The organism is Shewanella sp. 1180_01 (assembly GCF_052850535.1).
In genome coordinates this window covers 1-21,066 of the sequence record NZ_VXCT01000053.1, presented here as the reverse complement: position 1 = coordinate 21,066, position 21,066 = coordinate 1, and the positions used below count along the sequence as shown (strand labels likewise).

General features: G+C 46.6%; 21 protein-coding genes. 12 read left to right on the top strand and 9 right to left on the bottom strand.

Annotation, left to right across the window (positions count from 1 at the left end; translation table 11 throughout):
- Positions 1-6: 6 nt before the first annotated feature.
- Together FW758_RS19985 and nrfD are read left to right on the top strand one after the other, a co-directional pair.
- Complete coding sequence (locus FW758_RS19985; protein ID WP_012090533.1) at positions 7-693, top strand: 4Fe-4S dicluster domain-containing protein; 687 nt, start codon at positions 7-9, stop codon at positions 691-693.
- Positions 690-1,631, top strand: coding sequence for a cytochrome c nitrite reductase subunit NrfD (nrfD, locus tag FW758_RS19980; RefSeq protein WP_006079644.1), 942 nt, complete (start codon positions 690-692; stop codon positions 1,629-1,631). The genes FW758_RS19985 and nrfD overlap by 4 nt, the downstream gene beginning before the upstream one ends.
- Before the next feature lie 278 nt (positions 1,632-1,909).
- Here the strand turns inward: nrfD and FW758_RS19975 are convergent, their stop codons facing one another.
- Positions 1,910-2,341: an Lrp/AsnC family transcriptional regulator gene (locus FW758_RS19975; RefSeq protein ID WP_006079646.1), complete on the bottom strand. Its 432-nt coding sequence runs from the start codon at positions 2,339-2,341 to the stop codon at positions 1,910-1,912.
- A gap of 251 nt (positions 2,342-2,592) precedes the next feature.
- Here FW758_RS19975 and yjeH point away from each other — a divergent pair, with 251 nt between their 5' ends.
- Positions 2,593-3,855: an L-methionine/branched-chain amino acid transporter gene (gene yjeH / locus FW758_RS19970; protein ID WP_446446303.1), complete on the top strand. Its 1,263-nt coding sequence runs from the start codon at positions 2,593-2,595 to the stop codon at positions 3,853-3,855.
- A gap of 89 nt (positions 3,856-3,944) precedes the next feature.
- On the opposite strand, the gene FW758_RS19965 is transcribed toward yjeH, so the two are convergent.
- A complete protein-coding gene (locus FW758_RS19965; RefSeq protein WP_446446302.1) occupies positions 3,945-4,556 on the bottom strand; it encodes a TonB family protein in 612 nt (203 codons plus the stop codon).
- A 340-nt stretch (positions 4,557-4,896) separates the two neighbouring features.
- Between FW758_RS19965 and FW758_RS19960 the strand changes: the two genes are divergently transcribed.
- Positions 4,897-5,721, top strand: a complete 825-nt coding sequence (locus tag FW758_RS19960; RefSeq protein ID WP_220591419.1) for an HDOD domain-containing protein — start codon at positions 4,897-4,899, stop codon at positions 5,719-5,721.
- A 175-nt stretch (positions 5,722-5,896) separates the two neighbouring features.
- Here FW758_RS19960 and FW758_RS19955 read toward each other — a convergent pair whose 3' ends face one another.
- On the bottom strand, positions 5,897-6,370 hold the full coding sequence (locus FW758_RS19955) for a tellurite resistance TerB family protein (protein WP_006079650.1): 474 nt from the start codon (positions 6,368-6,370) through the stop codon (positions 5,897-5,899).
- A gap of 100 nt (positions 6,371-6,470) precedes the next feature.
- Positions 6,471-7,001 (bottom strand): DUF2780 domain-containing protein, encoded by a 531-nt coding sequence (locus tag FW758_RS19950; RefSeq protein ID WP_006079651.1) that lies wholly within the window; start codon positions 6,999-7,001, stop codon positions 6,471-6,473.
- 189 nt (positions 7,002-7,190) lie between these two features.
- On the opposite strand from FW758_RS19950, the gene FW758_RS19945 reads away from it, so the two are divergent.
- Together FW758_RS19945 and FW758_RS19940 are read left to right on the top strand one after the other, a co-directional pair.
- The gene (locus tag FW758_RS19945; protein WP_411357270.1) at positions 7,191-7,898 is read left to right on the top strand and encodes a hypothetical protein; all 708 of its coding nucleotides are present in this window, start codon (positions 7,191-7,193) and stop codon (positions 7,896-7,898) included.
- Positions 7,899-7,931: 33 nt separating this feature from the next.
- Complete coding sequence (locus FW758_RS19940; RefSeq protein WP_446446301.1) at positions 7,932-9,407, top strand: DUF4145 domain-containing protein; 1,476 nt, start codon at positions 7,932-7,934, stop codon at positions 9,405-9,407.
- A gap of 85 nt (positions 9,408-9,492) precedes the next feature.
- On the opposite strand, the gene FW758_RS19935 is transcribed toward FW758_RS19940, so the two are convergent.
- Positions 9,493-9,840 carry a hypothetical protein gene (locus tag FW758_RS19935; RefSeq protein WP_446446300.1) on the bottom strand — a complete coding sequence of 116 codons (348 nt, stop codon included), beginning with the start codon at positions 9,838-9,840 and terminating at the stop codon, positions 9,493-9,495.
- A gap of 374 nt (positions 9,841-10,214) precedes the next feature.
- Between FW758_RS19935 and FW758_RS19930 the strand changes: the two genes are divergently transcribed.
- Positions 10,215-12,086, top strand: coding sequence for a methyl-accepting chemotaxis protein (locus tag FW758_RS19930; RefSeq protein WP_006084584.1), 1,872 nt, complete (start codon positions 10,215-10,217; stop codon positions 12,084-12,086).
- A gap of 83 nt (positions 12,087-12,169) precedes the next feature.
- On the opposite strand, the gene FW758_RS19925 is transcribed toward FW758_RS19930, so the two are convergent.
- On the bottom strand, positions 12,170-13,141 hold the full coding sequence (locus tag FW758_RS19925; protein ID WP_259214242.1) for a LysR substrate-binding domain-containing protein: 972 nt from the start codon (positions 13,139-13,141) through the stop codon (positions 12,170-12,172).
- Positions 13,142-13,254: 113 nt separating this feature from the next.
- Here FW758_RS19925 and FW758_RS19920 point away from each other — a divergent pair, with 113 nt between their 5' ends.
- Positions 13,255-14,463, top strand: coding sequence for a multidrug effflux MFS transporter (locus FW758_RS19920; protein WP_012197777.1), 1,209 nt, complete (start codon positions 13,255-13,257; stop codon positions 14,461-14,463).
- A gap of 157 nt (positions 14,464-14,620) precedes the next feature.
- Positions 14,621-15,244, top strand: a complete 624-nt coding sequence (locus tag FW758_RS19915) for a tRNA-uridine aminocarboxypropyltransferase (RefSeq protein WP_432369168.1) — start codon at positions 14,621-14,623, stop codon at positions 15,242-15,244.
- A gap of 260 nt (positions 15,245-15,504) precedes the next feature.
- On the opposite strand, the gene FW758_RS19910 is transcribed toward FW758_RS19915, so the two are convergent.
- A complete protein-coding gene (locus FW758_RS19910; RefSeq protein ID WP_107402899.1) occupies positions 15,505-17,625 on the bottom strand; it encodes a putative bifunctional diguanylate cyclase/phosphodiesterase in 2,121 nt (706 codons plus the stop codon).
- Positions 17,626-17,951: 326 nt separating this feature from the next.
- Between FW758_RS19910 and FW758_RS19905 the strand changes: the two genes are divergently transcribed.
- Positions 17,952-18,290 (top strand): hypothetical protein, encoded by a 339-nt coding sequence (locus tag FW758_RS19905; RefSeq protein ID WP_012090524.1) that lies wholly within the window; start codon positions 17,952-17,954, stop codon positions 18,288-18,290.
- A gap of 105 nt (positions 18,291-18,395) precedes the next feature.
- Positions 18,396-19,046, top strand: coding sequence for a methyltransferase domain-containing protein (locus tag FW758_RS19900; RefSeq protein ID WP_427750072.1), 651 nt, complete (start codon positions 18,396-18,398; stop codon positions 19,044-19,046).
- An 84-nt stretch (positions 19,047-19,130) separates the two neighbouring features.
- On the opposite strand, the gene FW758_RS19895 is transcribed toward FW758_RS19900, so the two are convergent.
- Together FW758_RS19895 and FW758_RS19890 are read right to left on the bottom strand one after the other, a co-directional pair.
- Positions 19,131-19,460: an antibiotic biosynthesis monooxygenase family protein gene (locus FW758_RS19895; RefSeq protein WP_012586457.1), complete on the bottom strand. Its 330-nt coding sequence runs from the start codon at positions 19,458-19,460 to the stop codon at positions 19,131-19,133.
- On the bottom strand, positions 19,457-19,840 hold the full coding sequence (locus FW758_RS19890; RefSeq protein ID WP_446446299.1) for an NIPSNAP family protein: 384 nt from the start codon (positions 19,838-19,840) through the stop codon (positions 19,457-19,459). The genes FW758_RS19895 and FW758_RS19890 overlap by 4 nt, the downstream gene beginning before the upstream one ends.
- Positions 19,841-19,904: 64 nt before the next feature.
- On the opposite strand from FW758_RS19890, the gene FW758_RS19885 reads away from it, so the two are divergent.
- The gene (locus FW758_RS19885; RefSeq protein WP_446446298.1) at positions 19,905-20,624 is read left to right on the top strand and encodes an ArsR/SmtB family transcription factor; all 720 of its coding nucleotides are present in this window, start codon (positions 19,905-19,907) and stop codon (positions 20,622-20,624) included.
- Positions 20,625-21,066: the final 442 nt, after the last annotated feature.

Sequence of the window (21,066 nt, the reverse complement as noted above, 5' to 3'; positions counted from 1 at the left end):
TAGGTTATGGAAAATTCAAAAAGAAGATTTCTAAAAGGCACATGTGCCTTATTTGCTGGCGCTACGGGCGCATCACTGCTCGCCACAGTGAATGCCTCTGAAGGTGCTAAAGCAGAGTCAGATATTAAATATGCGATGATTCATGATGAAACTAAGTGTATTGGTTGCCGCGCATGTGAAGTGGCATGTCGTGAAACCAATCAAGTGCCAGAAGGGGTTTCTCGGGTCAGGATTGAACAAACTGGACCGTTCGGTGAGTATCCGAATGAGTATTATCACTTTAGCCGTATCTCTTGCCAGCATTGTGAAGATGCACCTTGTGTCAACGTCTGCCCAACGGGCGCTGCCTTTATTGATAAAGAAACCGGCATAGTGTCAGTCAATGCGTGGAAATGTGTCGGCTGCCAATATTGTATTGCGGCTTGCCCTTACAAAATTCGCTTTATTAACCCAGTCACCCACGCGGCGGATAAGTGTGATTTCTGCCGTGAGACGAATCTCGCGCAAGGAAAACAGCCTGCCTGCGTTGAGGCGTGTCCGACTAAGGCGTTAGTGTTCGGTAATTTAAAAGATCCGACTTCTGAGTTAGTACAAGTGCTGCGTGCTAATCCAACTCAACGCGCGAAAGTCGCCCTCGGAACGCGACCTAAGTTGTTCCGTATCCTGGCGAAATCTGGGGAGGTGATACTATGAGTGCCCTACATTTTGATACCTTAGTCTGGCATTGGCCGATTGCGATCTACCTGTTTTTGGCGGGTGTATCAGCAGGGGCTATGTTCTTCGCCGTACTGTTGAAACATTTTGTTTTGAAGCAAAACGCCTATCAGTCTGGCTTTGTGCGAGCAGCCTGTATTGTCGCCCCAGTGGCCGTGATGGCGGGCTTAGGCATATTGGTCGCCGACTTAACTAAACCCCTCGATTTCTGGAAGATTTTGGTGTTTTACAATCCTAAATCTGTGATGTCGATGGGCGTACTGATTCTGCTGATTTACCAAGTGTTTATGTTTATGTGGATTGGGTTAACCTTCCGCAAACCTGTCGATGCTTGGTGTGAATCGCGTTTCCCTATCGTCCTTAAACTGACGGCATTGCTAGCTCGGTTTGAAGCGACGATTACGGGGTTACTGGTGATTCTATCCTTAGCATTGGGCGCGTATACCGGCTTCTTGTTATCGGCATTACCTGGTTATCCCATGCTGAAAAATCCTGTGCTGCCTTTACTGTTCTTGGCATCAGGGCTGTCTTCCGGTGCGGCATCTTCTTTACTCGGTGGCGTGTTGATGAATGGCAAGCCTAATGACAAAGAGGTGCACTTTATCCACAAGGTGGAAATCCCGCTGATCTTAGTTGAGATAGTGCTGCTGTTTACCTTCTTCGTTGGCTTATTGCTCACCGGAGGACAGAGTAAAATTGCCGCCTTTAATGCCTTAGGTTATGGCTTCTGGGGCTGGATTTTCTGGGTGGGGATTATCGGACTCGGTTTATCAGGCCCGTTAGCGATGAACCTGTTTATGACCACGACGTCGAAACGCAAATGGGCTTATGTAGCAGGGACAGCTTGCTTGAGCTTAATCGGGGTGTTGTTGCTGCGTAACTTCATACTGTACACAGGACAAATGACGATCGCTTAAGGTGCGAACACTTCATTCAAGACGAACAAGATGATTAGAATCAAGGAAATCGACGGATCGCGGAAACAATGTCAAAGGAAAACATTGTAGATGAGGCCCTTGCGGCGCTGGCTGAGCTCTCAAGGGGTAAGTCTAGTCGCGGTTGGTTGTGTAACAGGGAGGTCGCTGGGCAAGGATGCCATATTTTACACTTCAATATTTTGCCCTGCCTCCAAATGGGCCTCGCCACCTCTATTCCTTAGGGTGGCGTTTCTTGCTTTAGGGCCACTCGATTTAAGTTACTCGCCTAAATTATTAATCCACTCACTCATCACTACATGGGTTTTGATCTTGATGATATCAGTGTGAGTGTCGATATATTCACGGATCTCATGCAGGCGGCGCATTGAGGGTGCATGCACGTACACGAGTAAATCCATATCACCGGAAATACCACGGCAGGTAATCACTTCGGGGATCGCTTGGAATACGTGTACTACGTCGGCGCAACGTGGACATTGATGCTGGATTTCGAAGTAAGCCGACACCCCTTCTTTTTGCGACTCACTCAAGAGCACTTGATAGCCACGGATCACCCCAGTCTGTTCGAGTTTTTTAATCCGCTCGGCTACCGCGCTGCGGGAAAGGTTCACTTGTTCGGCAATATTCGACACGCTCTGGCGTGCATCCTGACGCAAACTATGAATGATGGCGGTATCGAATTTATCCAAGGGTGACTCCAGTGAAAATGGCTATATTGGATCTGTGTGCAATTTTGCCATTGGTTTGAATGGCAACAGAATTTACTGAGTATTTGAGCTTATAATTTCACCACACCTTAAGCTGGCCGTCATTTTGATGGAAATAACGCTATTTGCCGTGATTTTGCCGGTATTGGACGTGGAGAACACTGAAATTAACGGCAGATTGTGGGGCAAAATCTCACTATACTGACAGCTCAAATACCACAGAATATTAACAGATGAATTCAAATAGCGGAACTATAGGTCGTTGGCAAGGTGCGGGTCTGATGGCGACCACTTTGCTCGGTACTGGGGTGTTTATTTTGCCTCAGATGACAATTGAAAAAGCGCAATCTGGCGCGCTAGTCGCATGGATATTGCTCACCTTAGCCATTATTCCTGTGGCGCTGGTCTTTGGTCGTTTAGCGAGTGTATTTCCCCATGCCGCTGGCCCCGCTTACTTTGTCGAAAAAGCCTTTGGTCGCACCGCTGGTCGAACAATTGGACTGATCTTTTTACTGGTTGTGCCCATGGGCGCCCCCGCCGCGATTTTGATGACCTTTCAGTTTGTGAATGCCTTAATGCCAATATCGGGTTGGTCCAAGGTCGGTGTTGAAGTATTAGTGATTTTTGGCCTGTTCCTGATTAATTTAAGGGGCATTCAAGTGTCGGCCAAGCTGCAATTTGGCTTAACGCTGTGCATAGTGGGCGTCGTGGTCCTCTTATTTGGCGCAAGCAGTTTTCAGCCTGGTCATCTGACAACACTCGCCAGCCATGGTATGCTTGAAATGCCGACTGTGATGATTGCCGCTGGCATCGCCTTTTGGAGTTTCTTGGGTATAGAAGCGATGACCCATCTGGCTGATGATTTTCGCCGTCCGCAGCAGGATATGATCCCCGCTATGATGATGGGCACTGTGCTGGTGGGCGTCATTTATGTGGCTTGTACACTATTACTACTGTTAGTGCCGACGGATAAAAGCGTCGCTATGATCGGCGTGTTTGATCAGTTGCTCGGTGGTTACGGCGCGCAAGTGATTGGCGTGTTGGGGATTGCAAGTGGATTGGCAACCGTGAACGTGTATTCGGCCAGTGCGGCACGTTTAGTGTGGAGTTTTAGTTGTGAAGGCATTTTGCCGCGTTTCTTTGCGGTGAAGAATGCCCACGGCGTACCTATTCGCGCACTGGCTGCACTGTTATCTGTGATGGCGAGCGTGATAGTGCTGACTTATCTTACTGGACAAGAGTTAGAACACCTTATTGCATGGAGCAACGGCGTATTTGTGGTGATCTATTTGATGGCTATGTTAGCGGCCGCTAAGTTATTACCGCGCCATAATTGGCCACTAGTAGCGCTGGGTTGTGCGTTTTGCTTGGCATTAGGTTTTGCCCTAGGTGCGAGCATGTCCTATGTGTTGGTGTTGATATTAGTGGTGGCGCCATTTCTGTGGTGGCAAAAGACCCACATCAGCCGCAAACAAGGTTTAGCGATTCCTGAGTAATCCTGAAAAAGTTCAATCAAAAAGCCCTGAACTCTTTTAATTCGAAAGAGATTGCAGGGCTTTTTTGTGCGTTTTGATTCGTCTGCGGATTAAATCTTTTGATCTAATTTAAAGTCTAACTGCACTTGCTGATTGAGTTGCGCAACGGCTTTGCCTGCATCAAATTTCGGTTTGTACTTCCAATTCTGCACCGCTGATAACGCCGCCTTATCGAAAACGCGCTTAGGGTTTGCGTCCAATACCCGCACATTATTCACAGTGCCGTCAGCCGTAATATCAAACCCCACAACCACATAACCTTCTTTACCACTTTGCGCCGCATCTATGGGATAACGAGGTGACACTTGCACGACTGGCAGGGCTTCGGCTGTCATCGCAGATTGTGTATGGAGGGTGGTTTGCGTTGGCATTTCGGGTATGAATGTCTCAGGGGTAAAAGTTAACGACTCGCTGGTTTCACCGGGGACACTCACACGCTCCCGCGCAGGAATGGGCTTTGGTGGTTCGGGCTTAGTTTTTTCTTTTGGCGGTATCGGCGTGCGTTCTGCCATCAGTATATTGATTTGCGGCGCATCCGAGGCTTGTCCTGTGACAGGTTGTGGATTGTTGATGAGCTGCGCCATAAAGACGAACAGCCCTAAGGTGATTAAAGCGCTAGCTAAGATAAGACCTGTGCGGCTAACGAGTGCGTTTTGGCTCATATTGCTTCCTTACAGTGAGTTAATGGCCTTTTATCAATATCACTCTTTACTGAATTTTTGAAATATTTATTTACAATTTAACTAAGATTGCGCCTTTAGCGTTTAAGGGTTCAACTCCGCTTTCGCTTAACGTCAGCCTGCGTAGCGCTTTGTCGATCTCGGAGCAGGATAGAATCGAGTGTGATTAAATTAAGTTAAATCGAGAGGTAAACCTTAAGTCTGATGACCGCCATGCTTTGTTGCCGAAGGACCGCACATTACTGATATTTAATGTATCTCGGTGAGCGAGGCGATAACTTGTGTTCTATATTTTGATCATTCATATAGAAGGAGCATAAAAATGGATTCAGCTGCGTTACTCAATCGAGTGGATGAATTACCCAGGTTACCCAAGGCGATCAGTGAGCTATTAGACGCAGTCAATGACGACAATGCGACAGTAAAAAGTATTGCCACTAAGGTTGCACACGATCCCTTAATCAGCGCTAGAGTATTACGCCTTGCCAACTGTGCCCACTACGGACGCAGTCGAGAGGTGGGCACGATCGACGAAGCCGTGGTGCGTCTTGGGATGCAAACCCTGCGTACCTTAGTGCTTGCATCGGCTGTAATTGGCGCGGTTCCTAAGTGTGAAGGAATCGACTTAGCCCAATTTTGGGGACAAACCTTTGAGATTGCCCTTTATAGCCAAGAAATGGCGAAGCGTTGTGGTGCTATGCCTGAAGAAGCATTTACCTGCGGTATCTTGCATCGAATTGGCGACTTACTCATTGCGGCCGTGTCACCTGAAGATGCGGCGAAAATAGCTGAAGCTGTGGCTCAGGGCAAAGATAAGCATGAGTTTGAACGTGAGTTGCTTGGATATGACTCACCCGATATTGGCGCACTGCTGGCTAAAAATTGGAAATTCACCACAGCGCTGGTAGAAGGTATTTTATATCAAGATCACCCTAAGGATTCGGACCCATTTTCAAAACTTGCCGCATTATTATGCCTATCTTACAAAGTGTTGGATGAGTGGGACACGATCGAGGATGATGAGAAAACCAGTTGGTTATCTCAGTTAGCCACCAAGAAAGGATTAAGGATGGAGATGGGTGGGTTGCGGACTAAGTTGACTGAGTTACGCGGTTCAGGGTTCGAAATCGGTAGAGCCTTAGCTTAGGGTTTAAGTGAGTTGGGTTTAAGTCAATCGCGCGGCAGGACAAATCATTTTTAGTCAAAGGCGATATCAATAGAGTCTTGAGACTACAGCGTGAATGTGAAACGAGATAGCGTTTTGCATTCACGCTTTTTTATGCGACGGATTAATCGATTGGTACTTTGATTTAACCGTGGAATTACTGAGGCGCTTGATCAGTATGTCGATTGGCGGCGATGGCAAGATTGCGCATTTGAATTAACTCGCTGTGTTTGAGGTACAGCAAATCAGCGGTACGGCGAATGATTTGGTCTTCATATTGGGATAACTGCCCATCGGCATAGGCCAGTTGCCACATGGCGAGCAATAATTGCTGCTTTTGCGCTAGGCTAAATTCGGCGTTAATGGCTGAGGTAAATTCAAACAGTGAGGTCGCGCTACCTTGCACACTTTTAGCCTCAGTAATCAGTGTTTTAGCGTCAGCTTCTGACATTGATAGCGTTTCTGTCAGCAGCTTAGGCAATAAGGCTTCTTCCTCAGCCGTTAAGGTATCATCGGCAAACACCACTTCAAGTAACATGCTCGCTGCGGCGAGTTTAAGTTGATGCGCCTTGTCTTCAGGTGAGACTGCTTGCGTATGTGCTTCAAAGAATCGTCTTAACTTCGCAATCATATTTGGCGGTTCTCATGTTGGGGGCAATATAAGGTAGAGTCGATTGAGGGGCGAAAGTTCACCCTAAGCACTGAGTTGCTTAGGGTGAGATAAAACGGGATTACAGTAGCGAGTTCAGACCTTTCATCAGTAAGTCAGAGGTGCCTTCAGTGCCATTGGTTTCTAAGTAAGACTTAGCAATGTTGATCATTGGCATCGCCAGATCTTTAGAAATACCCAATTTTTCAAAGGCGTCTAACACCATAGCACTGCCTTGCAGTGATGAGCCTAAATTACCCGCCTTGGATAACAAGCCAGAAACGCCTGATGTTGAGTCCAATTTAGGTGCTGCCGCTAACAAGCTATCGGCATTAGGAATGCTGGCAGCCAGTTTTGAATAGTCGGTTGTCCCTAGGCTTGATTGCGCTAAGCCTAATAAACTGCCTAAGCCACCTTCGGCTTGAGTTTGGTTTAAACCTAATTGTGACATGACGCTGCCAACCAAATCATTTGACTGAGTTGCTGTCGCCGTCGTGGCCGCTTTTTCAGTTTTGGCTTGAGTTCCGGCCAAGTTATCTAACCATCCTGCACTGGCTGGCGCCGCTAAAATACAAGTGCCGAGGAAGATAGAGAGGGTAAGAGTGTGTTTCATATGGAAGCGTCCTTTGATGGTTTGCGCATGTGTTCGCGGGACAGTTTAGCGGGTTTGTAACTTTTGTTGCAGTAGTTTTCTGTGATTTACGATTCACACTGGTGATTTCTGCTGTGCATTGCTACGGGATTTTCGGTATCCTTAGCGCAATTCTAAGTGTTAATTCATTTCAATTATTTGGAAAGTCGCATGTCACTGTCCGCAATTTTGTCAGAAGCCTATAACTTCTTCCGTAATCATCTGGCGCAACTCGCTATGCTGACGATTCCATTACTTTTGATCCAAGTGGGGATCCAGTTGTGGCTTGGCGTAGAGATGAGTAAAGTCGATCTTGAAAATCCACAGTTTGGCGCACCACACATGGTCGCCATGATGCTGTTACTGCTCACCTTTTCGGTCTTAATCGCCGCCCTGACACTGTTTTTAGAACTGCGCTCGCAGGGACAGAGTCCTTCTGCGGGCATGGTGCTGAAGGCAAGTCTACCTTTTGTTCCACCACTATTATTAGCTGGGGTGTTTTCTGGTTTAGCGATTTTAGCGCCAGTGATGCTGTTTGCCGCCTTCGGTCCTGTGTGGCTGGTGGGGTTGGTTATTAGCTTCTATCTCTTCGCCCGTTTGGCCTATGTAAACTTTATGGTCGTGGTTGAGCGTTTAACACCGCTGGAAGCCATCAAGGGCAGTTTTAGCTTTAGTGGTCCTATCGTGCTGAAAACTATTGCACTATTAATGCTCTATCTGCCACTTTCAGTGGTGGGTAATTTGCTGTCAAGTGCTGCCGCTATGGGCGGATTACCGCTGCAAATGCTATCGGATACCTTTATGTCTTTCATTGGTTTATTCGTTAACGTGGCTTTGTTCCGCTTATATATGGTGTCGAAAAAACCAAGCGTCGAGTAATGTAAACTCAATTCAGCCTGCAGGGAATCACTCATGGGGACGAAAACGGTCATTAAGGATAGTGAGTTTATCCAAGATTTTTCGGCTTCCTTGAGTGATGATTACCTCAAGGCAAAAAGCTATGTGCAGGATGTGCCGACTCAGTCGCTACTGCACATTCGCAGCTTTACCCACAAGCTTACTGAGTTACTGGGGCAAGATAAGCAAATCGCGTTCTCGAGTCCGAATCTATACGATAGGATCGAGCAACTAAATCAGCAGCGTGTTATTGATGTTAAGACGACCCGAGCCCTGCATCGATTGCGGGCTGACGGTAACCGCGGCGCTCATCCTGAAAAATATCACCTGACCCAAGCGCAATTGCTCGCGCTGGCGCAAAAATCTATTAAAGATGTTTTGGCGCTAGTCGAACACTTGTATCCCAAGGTTAAAGGCCAAGTAGCACCTGATTATCGTTATGAAGCATCTGATACTCTGACGGCGAAGGATTTATGCTACCGCGCTGTGATGGAAGATGACGCCGAAGCCCAGTATCTAGTGGGAATATCCTTTAAGACCAAGGCTCTGATACTGAAAGAGCAAGAGCAGCAACAAGATCAAGAGTTTGTCACTTCAGCTGAAGCTACTGCTAATCCAGAACCTTCTGGCGTCTTACCTCTTACTTCCCACATCAGCGCCGCTGACAGTTTTGCCCGTGCCGCCTATTGGTTTGCCCTTGCGGCGCCTAAGCATATGGAAGCCTTACATGAGCACGGTGTGGCCTTGATCCACGGTTATCAAGGTGTGCCAGAGGTGGCGAAAGGTGAGCAACTTATTGCGACGGCGGCCGAGGCTGGGGTAGTCAATGCGATGGCGTTATTGGGATATTTTTATCTTGTCGGCAGTGAGTCGTTTCGACCCGATAGTCAGTTGGCACTGAAATACTTACAACGCGCCGCAGAGGGTGAGCAAACCGAAGCAATGGCAAATTTAGGTGTGCTATATTATCAGCAAAAAAATCTCGCCCAAGCCTATCATTTTATAAGCAAAGCCGCACAAGCGGGTTATCCCCATGCCCAGTATCATTTGGCATTAATGCTCGCCAATGGTGACGGTTGTACTCGAGATATGATTGCCAGCGAGTATTGGATGGCTGAAGCTGCCGAGCAAGGACAACTCGATGCCATGCTGACGCGGGCACAGCATATGCTTAATGATGATAATGCCTTTGGTAGTGACTTGACTCAGGCTGAGGAGTATCTGCGCCAAGTGATTAAATATGGCCACAGTGTGCCCGCGATGATCGAGCTGAGTGTGGCACTGGCCGACGGTATCTTAGGGCGAGTTGATGTTGTGGGAGCCGCCGCTTTGCTGAAGCTGGCGCGACAAAATGCCAATAAAAAAGAGGCCGAAATTATCGAGCCTCTTTGGCGTTCTCTTGCATTACAGATTGAAAATGTACTTAAAGTAACTCAAGATCCCGCAGAAATTCATAGCCTTAATCGCGCACAGGCATTACTCGTCATTTGAGTCGAATAACGACACTTCACTCCTCGTTTCGCGATCACTAGCTTGCCAGAGCGAACAAAATTTAGTCTCTAAACGTCAACACGCCCTAGTGTTCATCCTCTTTATGCTCAAAAGTTCGCCCTTGATAGCGCGTTGCATTCGTTTCCCTAACAATTGTTTCTGAACCATAAACCTGGCTCTGTGGCTCATCTGCAACATGGGCGTGTTGCTTGGTGTTTGCCTGTGCCTGATTAAATTTAGCCAACTGACGTGCCATGTAAAAACGGCTAAACAGGACTAAACAACCGAGCGCAATGGCGCCAAATAAAAGCACGAAGGGCAATAAAAATAGCGATAAACAGATAAGGCTAACGCTAATTGCCATGGCTAACCAAGCCCGTGGGCCAGAAATTCGGGTCTGCAGCGGGCTCTGTTGGAACTGTTGATAAATCATAAGAACTCCTCGATAGGCAGTGGACATTTAGTGTGCAATAGCGAGTGCGTCTAGGTCACGTTAATCTTGATTAATTTACTTTATTTTACCTCTGAGACCATTTGGCTGTTACGTATCATCTTGATATGTGATCTCGTAGTCGCCTATGTTGTGCCTCGAATAACAGTTGGTTAATTATATGTTTTTGCTCGAATCTTTTTGATGTAAATCTGAGCAATTTCTTTGCGAACTGTACAGAGTATGAGAAAATTAAGTTCAGATTAAGCTGCAGTTTTAACTCAGTTTGCCGCTTTATTAAATTAGTTTTAAATGTTCGTTCAACTCGCTCAGACACCCTCTTGTTTCACTGCTTTGTTAATAAATTAGACGCCAACATGAACTCATATTCGCTCAAGCAAAAAATTCTGTTCTCCGTCGTGGTAGCCCTTTCACTCGTGATTGGTTTGTTGTCATGGCAAAGTTATTCCAGCCAAAAGTCTCAGCTGTTAAAAAACAGCCTAGAACAAGTGCAGCGCTTAGGTGAGCAGCAGGCTGAGCGTATTCAAGAATGGTTGGCTGGCCGCCAAGATATTATGGGAGCACTGGCGAGCAAAGTTGAGGGTGATAGCCTAAATACGTTACAACAAGCACAAGCGTCTGGCCGTTTCCAGTTGACCTATTTTGGGAGCCAAGCGGGGCAAATGCTGGATTCTGATCCGAGTGTAGATCGTACTGGTTATGATCCTCGTAGCCGTCCTTGGTATCAACAAGCCATCAGTGCACGCGGTCCTATCTTGACTAAGCCTTACGTGGATGTGGCTTATAACATTCTGGTTGTGACTATGGCGCAGCCTACCGCACAAGGAGTTGTGGGTGGTGACTTATCTATCGCGAGCCTAGTTGACGGTGTTAATCGGATGAAGTTACCGGCCAACGGTTATGCCATCATGATGCACAAAGACGGCACGGTTATCGCTTATAAAGATCAAGCTAAGACGATGAAACCTATAGGTGAAATCGACAACGATCTTAATCGCAACTTGCCAGAACAGAGCCGTGCAGCGGGTACTCTGCTGCCTATGTATTTTGAAAATGAAGGACGCGATAAGTTAGTTTGGAGCGTTGATATTCCCAATACAGATTGGGAATTAGTGTTAGTGCTTGATAAGGAAACGCTAGAAGCGCCACTGTCGAGCCTGTTACTCACCCAACTGGGTTTATCGGCACTCGTACTGCTGTTGAGTGTGTTAGCGATTTCTTGGTTAGTTGGCATGTTACTGGGTCCATTGAGCCGAGTATCGCAGGCACTGGCGCGTATCGCCGATGGTAACGGTGATTTAACTCAGCGTATTTCAGTCGACACTCAAGATGAAGTGGGTGTACTTGCCGATAGCTTTAACCGTTTTGTGGGTAGTCAACATCAGTTGATCAGCCATATTCGCCAGTTAGCGAATGAGTTAGATGCCGATGCTGAACGTAGTCTGGCCACCACACAAACCTCGGTGACTGAACTACAACGTCAGCAGCAAGAAGTGGCTATGGTCGCGACCGCAGTAACAGAAATGGCGAGTGCCACCAATGAGATTGCGGCCAATGCTGAAAACACGGCAACGGCGGCTCAACAATCTGCCGCGAGCAGTTTACAGGGTAAAGAGTTAGTCAATAAAACCCGTAACTCGATTAATTCGCTGGCCGATGAAGTGACTCAAGCGACCGATGTCATTGCTGATTTGAGCCGTCATGCTCAATCTATTTCGAGCATTCTAGCGACGATTCAAGGGATTGCAGAACAAACCAACTTGTTGGCGCTTAACGCTGCCATTGAAGCGGCGCGTGCTGGTGAGCAGGGCCGTGGTTTTGCCGTGGTCGCGGATGAAGTGCGCGTGTTATCGCGCCGTACTCAAGATTCGACTCAAGAAGTGCATACCACGATTGAAACACTGCAACGCACAACCGCCAGAGCCGTCAGCTTGATGGAAAGCAGCCAAGCATTAGCGGGTCACAGTGTTGAAGATGCGAATGCGGCGGCGAAAGCCCTTGAAGAAATTACTCAAGCGGTCAACGTGATTTCAGATATGGCAGGCCAAATTGCTACCGCAGCGGAAGAGCAGACTCAAGTGACGGGTGAAATCACCCAAAATACTGTTGCGATTAAAGATGTGACCGATGAGATCACCGCATCGGCCATGGCTGATTTGGCACAGGCGCGTGGGTTGAAAGCCCGTGCTAATGATCTTAATGCACAAGTCGCGACCTTTATTCTGTAGCCACTATTTGTAGCGCTTCACTTTGATAAGAGCCCTATAACGCCTTTGCTTTATCGGGCTTTTTTATTGATAGTGATTTGGTATTAAAGCATTTCTGCGGGAGTAAATAACTTAGCCACACTCTGACAAATCGTTTCTCTAATCCATTTATGCCCTTGATCTTCATCATTTCTTTGATGCCATAACAATACATAGGCCATGGGCATAAATTCGAAGGGTAAGGGCAGTAGCTTAAGCGGATAGAGCTGGCAGGCGTGCCGTGCAAAGCTCGAGGGCAGAGTGAAGATTAAATCGCTGTGGGCGCATACACTGGCGGCACCATAAAAATCGGGTACTGTCGTACTGATCCGGCGTCGATGGCCGAGATCGGCAAGAAAGTAATCCAGTGCCCACCAATCGCTGCCTTCACAGCGAACCTGCACATGGGCCATGTCGAGGTAGAGTGGGAGATTCCATTGGTCTGAAGTGATCGCCGCCATCAGCGGGTGGTCTTCACGGACTAAACACACTTGTTGATCGGTAAACAGTGTTTGATAGGCAATCCCTTCGGGCAGGCGATCCACCTGAAAATCGGACAATGGATGCAAGTCCCGCCCTGAAATACCAAAGTCAATTTGCCCTTGTTGTAAATCCTGCATCGATTTTTCGGTCCAGACATAGGAGTCAAGTTTGACGTTGGGCGCCGTGGTTAGCATAGGGCCAATAAAATACGGGATTAAGGTTTCATAGGCGCTTTCCACCATGGCAAAGGAGAATTGTCGATTGCTACTGGCGGGATTGAAGGTCGGAGGCTGGGTGAGTTGATATAAGTCTTGCAAAATATTCGGCAGTTTTTGCCCAAGAATTAGGGCGTGCGCCGTCGGTTTTAAGCCGTGGGCCGTGCGCTGAAATAGGGGATCATCTAAGGTTTCTCTGAGCCGATTTAAGCTCTTACTGAGGGCTGACTGGCTTATATGTAATCGGCTTGCGGCGCGAGTCACGCTTTGCTCTTCTAGTAGAACTTTAAGTATGACCAGCAAGTTAAGATCGATTCTGGCTAAGTTGTCGATATTCACAGATATTCCTCAGAGGAAATTTACTTTGGAAATTATACCATTTCTGTTCATACCTTGAGTTAATTAAAATAGCGCCCACTGAAATACCTTTTCCTGATCAACTGAGATTATTTATGCGGCGCAATCTATTACCTATCCTGATGTCTATGGTGCTTCTCAGCCCATTGGCAATCGATATTTACTTACCTTCAATGCCAACTATGGCGGCAGAATTCGCCGTATCTGCCAGTGATGTGCAATCTACGATCGTATTATTTTTATTCGCCATGGGCTTAGGCCAAGTGTTGATCGGGCCATTAGCCGACCGTTATGGCCGCCGTCCTGTGGCAATCTTTGGGGTCTTACTCTACGGTGCGAGCAGCCTATTAGCCGCTGCGGCTATCGAGTTCCATTGGTTACAGATTGCCCGTTTGCTGCAAGGTTTAGCCGCCTGTTCGACTTCTATCGTGGTGTTTAGCGCGGTGCGTGACTGCTACGATCAAAAAGAAGGCGCTAAGATTTACAGTTACTTAAATGGTGCCATTTGCGTTATTCCTGCATTAGCGCCGACATTAGGTGGTTTATTGGCAATGCAATTTGGTTGGCGTTCAACCTTCGTTTTCATGACGTTATATGCCATGTTGATGTTGCTCGTTGTCGGTTATCGCTTACCTGAGACTCGACCTGCTAATACGGTTACCACTGGCCCACTTTACCGTTGGGGTCGATACAAACCTGTACTGGGTAACACTCACTTCTTGTTTTATGCCTTTGCTTGTATGTCGGCGATGGCGGCGATTTTATGTTACGTGTCGTATGCGCCTGTGTGGCTGATTGGGCATTTAGGGCTTTCTGAGCTCATGTTTAGTGGTCTATTCGGTTTCAATGCAGTGTTTAATATCGTGGCCTGTTTTACGGCGCCGCTGGTCATTCGCAAACTCGGTAATCGTCCGACAACTATTTTGGCGCTGTCCATACTCGTTCTGTCTGCCGCGATCACTGTGGCGGGTCAGCAATTCGGTCCGAGCACTGGGATGATGGCAGCGTTTGCCTTTATGTTGCCCATGTTGATGTTAGGCGTGGGATTTTCCTTCTTACTTGGTCCTGCGACTAGTATGGCACTGTCGGCCTTCGGTGAACGAGCTGGAACGGCGGCGGCTATGTTAGGTTTTATTCAGATGAGCGGCGCATCCGTGCTCGCTGGACTCGTACAACAAACGAGTTTAACCGCACCTTATGCAGTGGCCTTAGTGATGGGCGTATTTCCTATCGGTTTATTGTTGATGATGGCGCTGAGTCGATTTGACCACTGGCATCAAGAGCAGTTAGCTGGCGAGCATTAGTTCGCGGCACAGGTTAATTACAAAGTCGTTAATTACAGAGCACACCCTTTACCCACAGTTTGTTTGACCGCGAACTGTGGGTATTTTTTATTGTGCCTAATACCCCTTTATCCTTTGGTATACTCGTAAAATAACTTACTCAAACCGAGTGTAAAGCTTGTCCCGTCATTATTGTGCTATTTGTCGTTATCCCCAGAATGCTTGCCTGTGCGCGAGTGTTCAGCCTATCTCTCCAATGACTCAGTTGGTGGTTTTACAGCACCCGAGTGAAGTCGAACATAAAAAAAATAGTGTGCGGGTATTGAGTCTTGTTGTTGCTGAAACGCAAGTTTATGTGGGCGAAAGCGAGGCCGACTTCAATGTTTTACGGGAACATTTAACGGCGTGTAATAAGCCGATTTATCTCGTCTATCCCTCTGAGCAAAGTGTGAGTGTTGAACAGCAGCCTATCAATCCAGATTGTGTATTGCTCTTACTCGATGGTACTTGGCGCAAGGCGTTTAAGATGTTGCAGCTGAATCCTTGGTTAACCCAGTATCCTGCGGTGCATTTGGCTGAAGGTTATGAGTCGCGCTACCGGATCCGTAAGTCGAGTCGTAGCGACAGTTTATCGACCTTAGAAGCTTGTGCTTATATGCTAAGCGCCCTTAATCCTCGGCTTGATGTTCAGCCCTTAATGACGGCATTTGATGCTATGGTTGAACTGCGGATTAAGGCGATGCCGAGCACTGTGCAGGCTCGTTATCAGAACTCAAACAAACCTAACGGCGAGACTAAGTGAATGGTTTGAAATTATTTAGCCTTAGAGGTTTTAGGTCTGAATTAATGCCTTTAAGTTATTGAGTTTTGATACTGCGTACGAATTAAATTAGTCAAAATCTTATTCAGATCACGCTAACTTAGTGTGAAATACGGTTTAATAACAAGGATTCATTTGCGCAGCAAATGATGAGATAGATTTGCCAGCCAATTGCTTTGCAGGGGAGTGATTCCATTGTTAATCACAATTAGTTAATGGCGTGCTGGCAGGGCTATCGAGCTTTAAGCTATATGTTTTTCCGTAAGAAAGGTTTGGGTGAAGTTATCGACTGAACTCGGGTAGCCAAAAAGAAATCCTTGGGCAAAACCTTGGCCCATGTCTGTCATTATGTCTCTTTGTTGTTGAGTCTCTATGCCTTCGGCGACGAAGTGAATATCCAGTGCCTGTGCGAGCTGCACTATGGCATTACAGAGCTTTTGTCCTGACACTTCGTTTAAACGTAGGGCAAACTCGGCATCAATTTTTACACTGTCTATGGGCAAAGTGCCTAAGCGACTGAGTGAAGATAACCCAGTCCCAAAATCATCAATGGCAATGCTGACACCTAAGGCTTTGATGCGATTGAGTGTGAGTCGTGCTTGCTCAGGTTGGCGTAGCAGTGCCGATTCGGTGATTTCTAAAATCAGTGCCTCAGCAGGTAAATTAGCCATTTCCAAGGCATTAATCACTTGGTCGATAAAATCTAAGTGTTCCAATTGCAGTGGCGACACATTGACTGAAATTCTAAAGTCCGCCTGATTATGTGCCCGCCATTGTGCCGCTTGCACGCAAGCCTGTTCCAATACCCATTGACCAATACTGACAATTAACCCAGTCTCTTCCAGCAATGGCACAAAATCGGCGGCGTCATAATACTCGGTAGGTGATTTTTGCCAGCGCAGTAGGGCTTCAGCAGCTATCGTTTGATTTGTGTGTAAATCCACTATGGCTTGATAGGCGAGAGTGAATTGTTTTAAGCTGTGAGCATGCCTTAGGCTATTGATTAACTGCAGCTTTAATTCTGCTGCTTGGCTCATAGCCTTATCGTAAAACACGAGGTGCGGTAAGCTCTTTTTAGCACAATACATGGCTGTATCTGCAAGGCTAATCAGTTGTCCCGCTTTATCACTGTGGGTCGGAAATAGCGCAATGCCGATACTCGTGCCGAGGAAAAACTTTTGCCCTTCAATTTCAAAGGGGCTCTCAAATAGACTAAGTATCTGCTCTGCAAACAGTTGGATTTCATCTTTGCAGCTGCAGTCTTGCAGTACTAAGGTAAACTCATCTCCACCCATGCGGGCTATGTCGGCTTTTTCGATACAACCGGCTTCGAGTCTGGCTGCGACAAGTTGTAACACTCTATCGCCCATGGAGTGGCCGAAACTGTCATTGATATTTTTAAACCCATTGAGATCTAAAAACATCAGTGCACCTAATGCTAAGGGATCGGTTTTAAGTTTTTCTAGGGCACTATTGAGGATCTGCTTAAGGTGGAACCGGTTTGGCAATCCAGTCAAGGTATCGTACATAGCACGGGTCGTCAGCTGAGTTTCTAACAACTTTTTGGTACTAATGTCACTGAAAATATTCACATTATAGTGAGCGCCATCTTCGGTAATGATTTTTCGACTACTTTGCCAAGCAGGGAAATTACTACCATCTGAACGTCTTTTCCACGTTTCACCCTGCCAAAAGCCCCTTTGCTTCAGTGCAATTTGGCACTCGGTTTCTTCCCCTAAATGATGGCTTTTCAGCTCTAAAAATTCAGGGGTTTTACTAATAAGCTGCTCGGCGCTATAACCGCAAATACGGCACATAGCTTTATTAACGGCCAAAATCTGATCATCTGAGTCTGTGATATACACAGCTTCGGCACTTTCTTCGAGTGTCGTCGACAAAATCTCTTTGGGAATATGGGCAAAACCATCGGAAATGGTTTCACGCATTTGATTGCGACGATTGAGAGCTTGAAGTTCCACGAGCACAACGGGTTGTTGCTGAAGATAGCAGCGATAGAGGTACACTCGAGTTGGCAGTTCATTGCCGACTTGACTCAGGTGTAGCCAGTTGAATTCAACATTATTACCCGCAATGGCTTCGAGGATCATTTCCCTCGCATATTCAACACTATTGCGGCCGGAAGATTGAATTCTTGGCGAAAAATCATAGGGAGTCGCATTCACAAAGGCGTCGTACTCAGTCTCAAAATAACCGAGGGTCGCTTGGTTGGCGCTAATAAAGCTAAAGCCTTGAATTAAGGCCAAGGGAGTTTTGTGCGGATGTGCTTGCCAGAGCGACAGCTTTTCTTGCAGTACTGGATCATCTGTACTGAGTTTTTTAAGTAAGTGTTGCCATCTGATCATTTAGGATACTCCCTTGTGACGCATATAAGGTCACATCCTATTTTTTAGGTCTTCGTTGATACGAAGTTGCCCAATAGTACATCATTCCAATGGGGTTAAAAATAAACCTAATTGTTGTTTCACTCAAATAGAAACTTAAAAAGTGTAGTTTAAGACTTGTATTTAAGCATATTTTTTAAGAACACCTGCTGAATATTCCAAGCTTAGGCAGATTTTATGCTATGTTTTGCGCATCTTGTGCGAGTTGGCTGTTATCGTTCATCCATCCGATGACCAAATAAAGGAGACAGTAAATGGTGCATTTATCTAAGGTGCTCATCTCTAAAATGTTGATGTCGTTAATACTGATTTCCAGTGTTCATCTTGCTGTAGCCAATGCCGCCGATGCTCCCAAGCCAAAATTAACCCTAGAGCAAAGAGCCGATAAGGCCCGCATAGACTCCCAGCGATTAGAGCAGGCCCAATTAGAAAAGGCGCGCCAAGCGGCGAAAGAGACGGCAGAGCGAGAAGATAAAATCAAACAGCAGTCCCAAACCAATGATTGGGAGGTTCAGCAAAAACTCAAGGCACAGAAACAGTTCGACGAAAGAGAAAGTCGCGAGCAAAAATATTTACGGGAAGCAAAAGAAGCCGCAGCAAAAGAGCGTAAAATCCCTAAGCCTTAATCAGGCCATCGACACAGTCGATTTCAGCTAGGCAGTGCGAGCATTATTTGTGTGCATTGCGATTATTCTCATTACTATGCACCTTACTATCCCTAGGAATTGTTGTTGAATATCTGCCCCTTATGCCATGGCACTGAATTGCTCGCTTATCATCAAGATAAAAAGCGCGACTACCATCAATGCCAAACCTGCCAACTGGTGAGCGTGCCTCCTGAGTTTTATCTCTCGGCCGAGGCAGAAAAAGCCGAGTACGATAAGCACGAGAATCATGCCAATGATCTTGGCTATCAAACCTTTTTAAATCGCACACTTGAGCCATTACTTAGCCGTGTTAGCATTTCGGCCCAAGGGCTCGATTTTGGCTGCGGCGAAGGCAAGGCATTGAGTATGATGGCAAAGGCGCGTGGCTATCAAATCGATAATTACGACCTTTATTACGCCAACAATCCTGAAGCCTTGGCTCGCCAATACGAGTTTATAACGTTAACTGAAGTCATAGAGCATGTGAGCGATGCCGCAGGTTTGCTTGCTCAACTTGATAGCTTATTAAAACCCAACGGCATTTTGGCTGTGATGACTAAACGCGTACAAGATCAGACTGCATTTACCCGCTGGCACTATAAAAACGATCCCACCCACATCAACTTTTATGCCGAAGCGACCTTTGAATGGCTCGCGCATCACTATGGCTGGCGACTCGAAATCATCGATAAAGACGTAGTGTTTTTATATAAAGAGATGCATAAAGTAAATTAATGCAGTCGTAGCGGTTTAACTAAAATCATGTCCTTTGCAGCTAAGGCTATGTGTTGCGTGATCCGCTACTCAAGTAGCAGCATATCAGTTACTCCTTGGTGCCTGAGCACGGTCGAACATGCCATAGTCACGAACAACTTCGGCAACCCGCAGGCGATAGTCGGCGAATAATTGTTCGCGTCCTTGAGTTTGTGCCTCGCGGTGATATATCTGTTGTCGCCAAGCCTGTACCGCAGCCTCATTCTCCCAGAATGACAGCGATAATAAGCGTTCGGGATTGACCATGCTCTGAAACCGTTCGATTGAAATAAATCCTGCAATTTCACTCAGGCTTGATTTCAGGTCGGCGGCTATCTCTAAATACCTTTCTTGGCAGCCGGGATTCGGCACGACTTCAAAAATAACGACCATCATAGTTTTGTCTCCGCAGCTCTTTGATAGGTCTTGGCTATCGGCTTTAGGAAACTGCGTTTTTCACTCAAAATAAATTCTCCTTGCTTGGCCAGCTGAAAATTTGCCTTGCCTGCGGCTTCTGTCTTCAGTTTGTCCCTATAGCGTTCATAGTGGGCCAGACTATCGAAGCTAATGAGACCATATGCAGTGTCATTGGTGCCTTCGTGTGGCAGAAAGTAGCCAAGGAGTTCGCCGCCGTAGGCTGGAATAATATCGCCCCAGTTTTCAGCATATTGGGCAAATTGTTCCAATTTGAAGGGGTCTATTTTGTATTCGATAAAACAGGTAATTTTCATAGTGTTTGGCGCCATTGGCTTGTGTGCTAAAGGTTTTAGTTGCATTGTAATTACCTGAAAACTTAATGCTTCGATGGTTATCGAACTGTCCCCGAATGAGATTACAAGCATGGAACCTAACATCGCTTTTATTGCCAACTTGATTGGTGACGCCGCCCGCTCACGTATGTTGATTGCTCTTATGGGCGGAGAGGCATTGACTGCGACAGAGCTGGCTCTTGAAGCAGATATCACACCGCAGACTGCCAGCAGCCATTTAACTAAGTTGGTTGAAGGTGAGCTATTGCTCGTGCGTAAGCAGGGGAGGCATAAGTATTTTCAGCTGCAGAGCCGCCAAGTGGCCGAACTGTTGGAAAGTCTGCTCAACATGAGCGCTGCCATTGCGAACCCTAAGGTCATTCATGGACCTGCGGACTCTAGATTGAGACTGGCTCGTGTTTGTTATGACCATCTCGCGGGTGAATTGGGGGTGGCGCTTTACGACAGCTTAAGTCGGCAGAATTTGATCGCCCATGAAGAGGGCGAAACAAAAATCACCGCGGCAGGGATGACCTTTTTTGCCAAACGTGGCGTAGAACACTCGTTGCTGGGTGCACCAGATGATGTATACGATGTACCGAAAAGTCGTCAATCTCGCCGCCCTTTGTGTAAGTCATGCCTAGATTGGAGCGAGCGTCGCAGCCATCTAGCTGGTGTTCTAGGTCAATGGGTTCTTAAGGATATTTTGGCTAAAGGCTGGGCAGAGAAAGCCCTCGACACCCGTGCCCTACAATTTTCAAGCCGAGGGTTGAAATCCTTTCGTGCTGACTATGGCATTGCGACAAAATAGACAAGGTAAATTGGTCTATTTTACCAATGATACATAGCGTCTTGGCCTTGTTTAACAGAGTGTCGCCAGTCCGATGTTTTCACGACATTTATCAATAAAAATGTGTGACCTGAAGTTTTTATAAAATGTCTTTAGGACGAGATTGAAATACATGGTCGTTAAAATCCGTGAATCAAACTTACCTAGTCTGTTTCACGCGCATCACACTGGCATTTTGCGCGAGCTTAGGACTCACGCGCTTGGATCCAAATTCGTGTCAGGCCAATCAGTTCTGGCATATTTCTAATTAAACTCGAATATTTCGGATACAACCGAAATAACTCTACTTTACCTGTAAAATCAATGGTTTAATTTTTGTTTGGTTACTGTGTTATTCATACAAATTATAACGTTTAAATGGAGCTTGAAATTGTTGATGAATTAGGTGTTCCTGAAGAATATC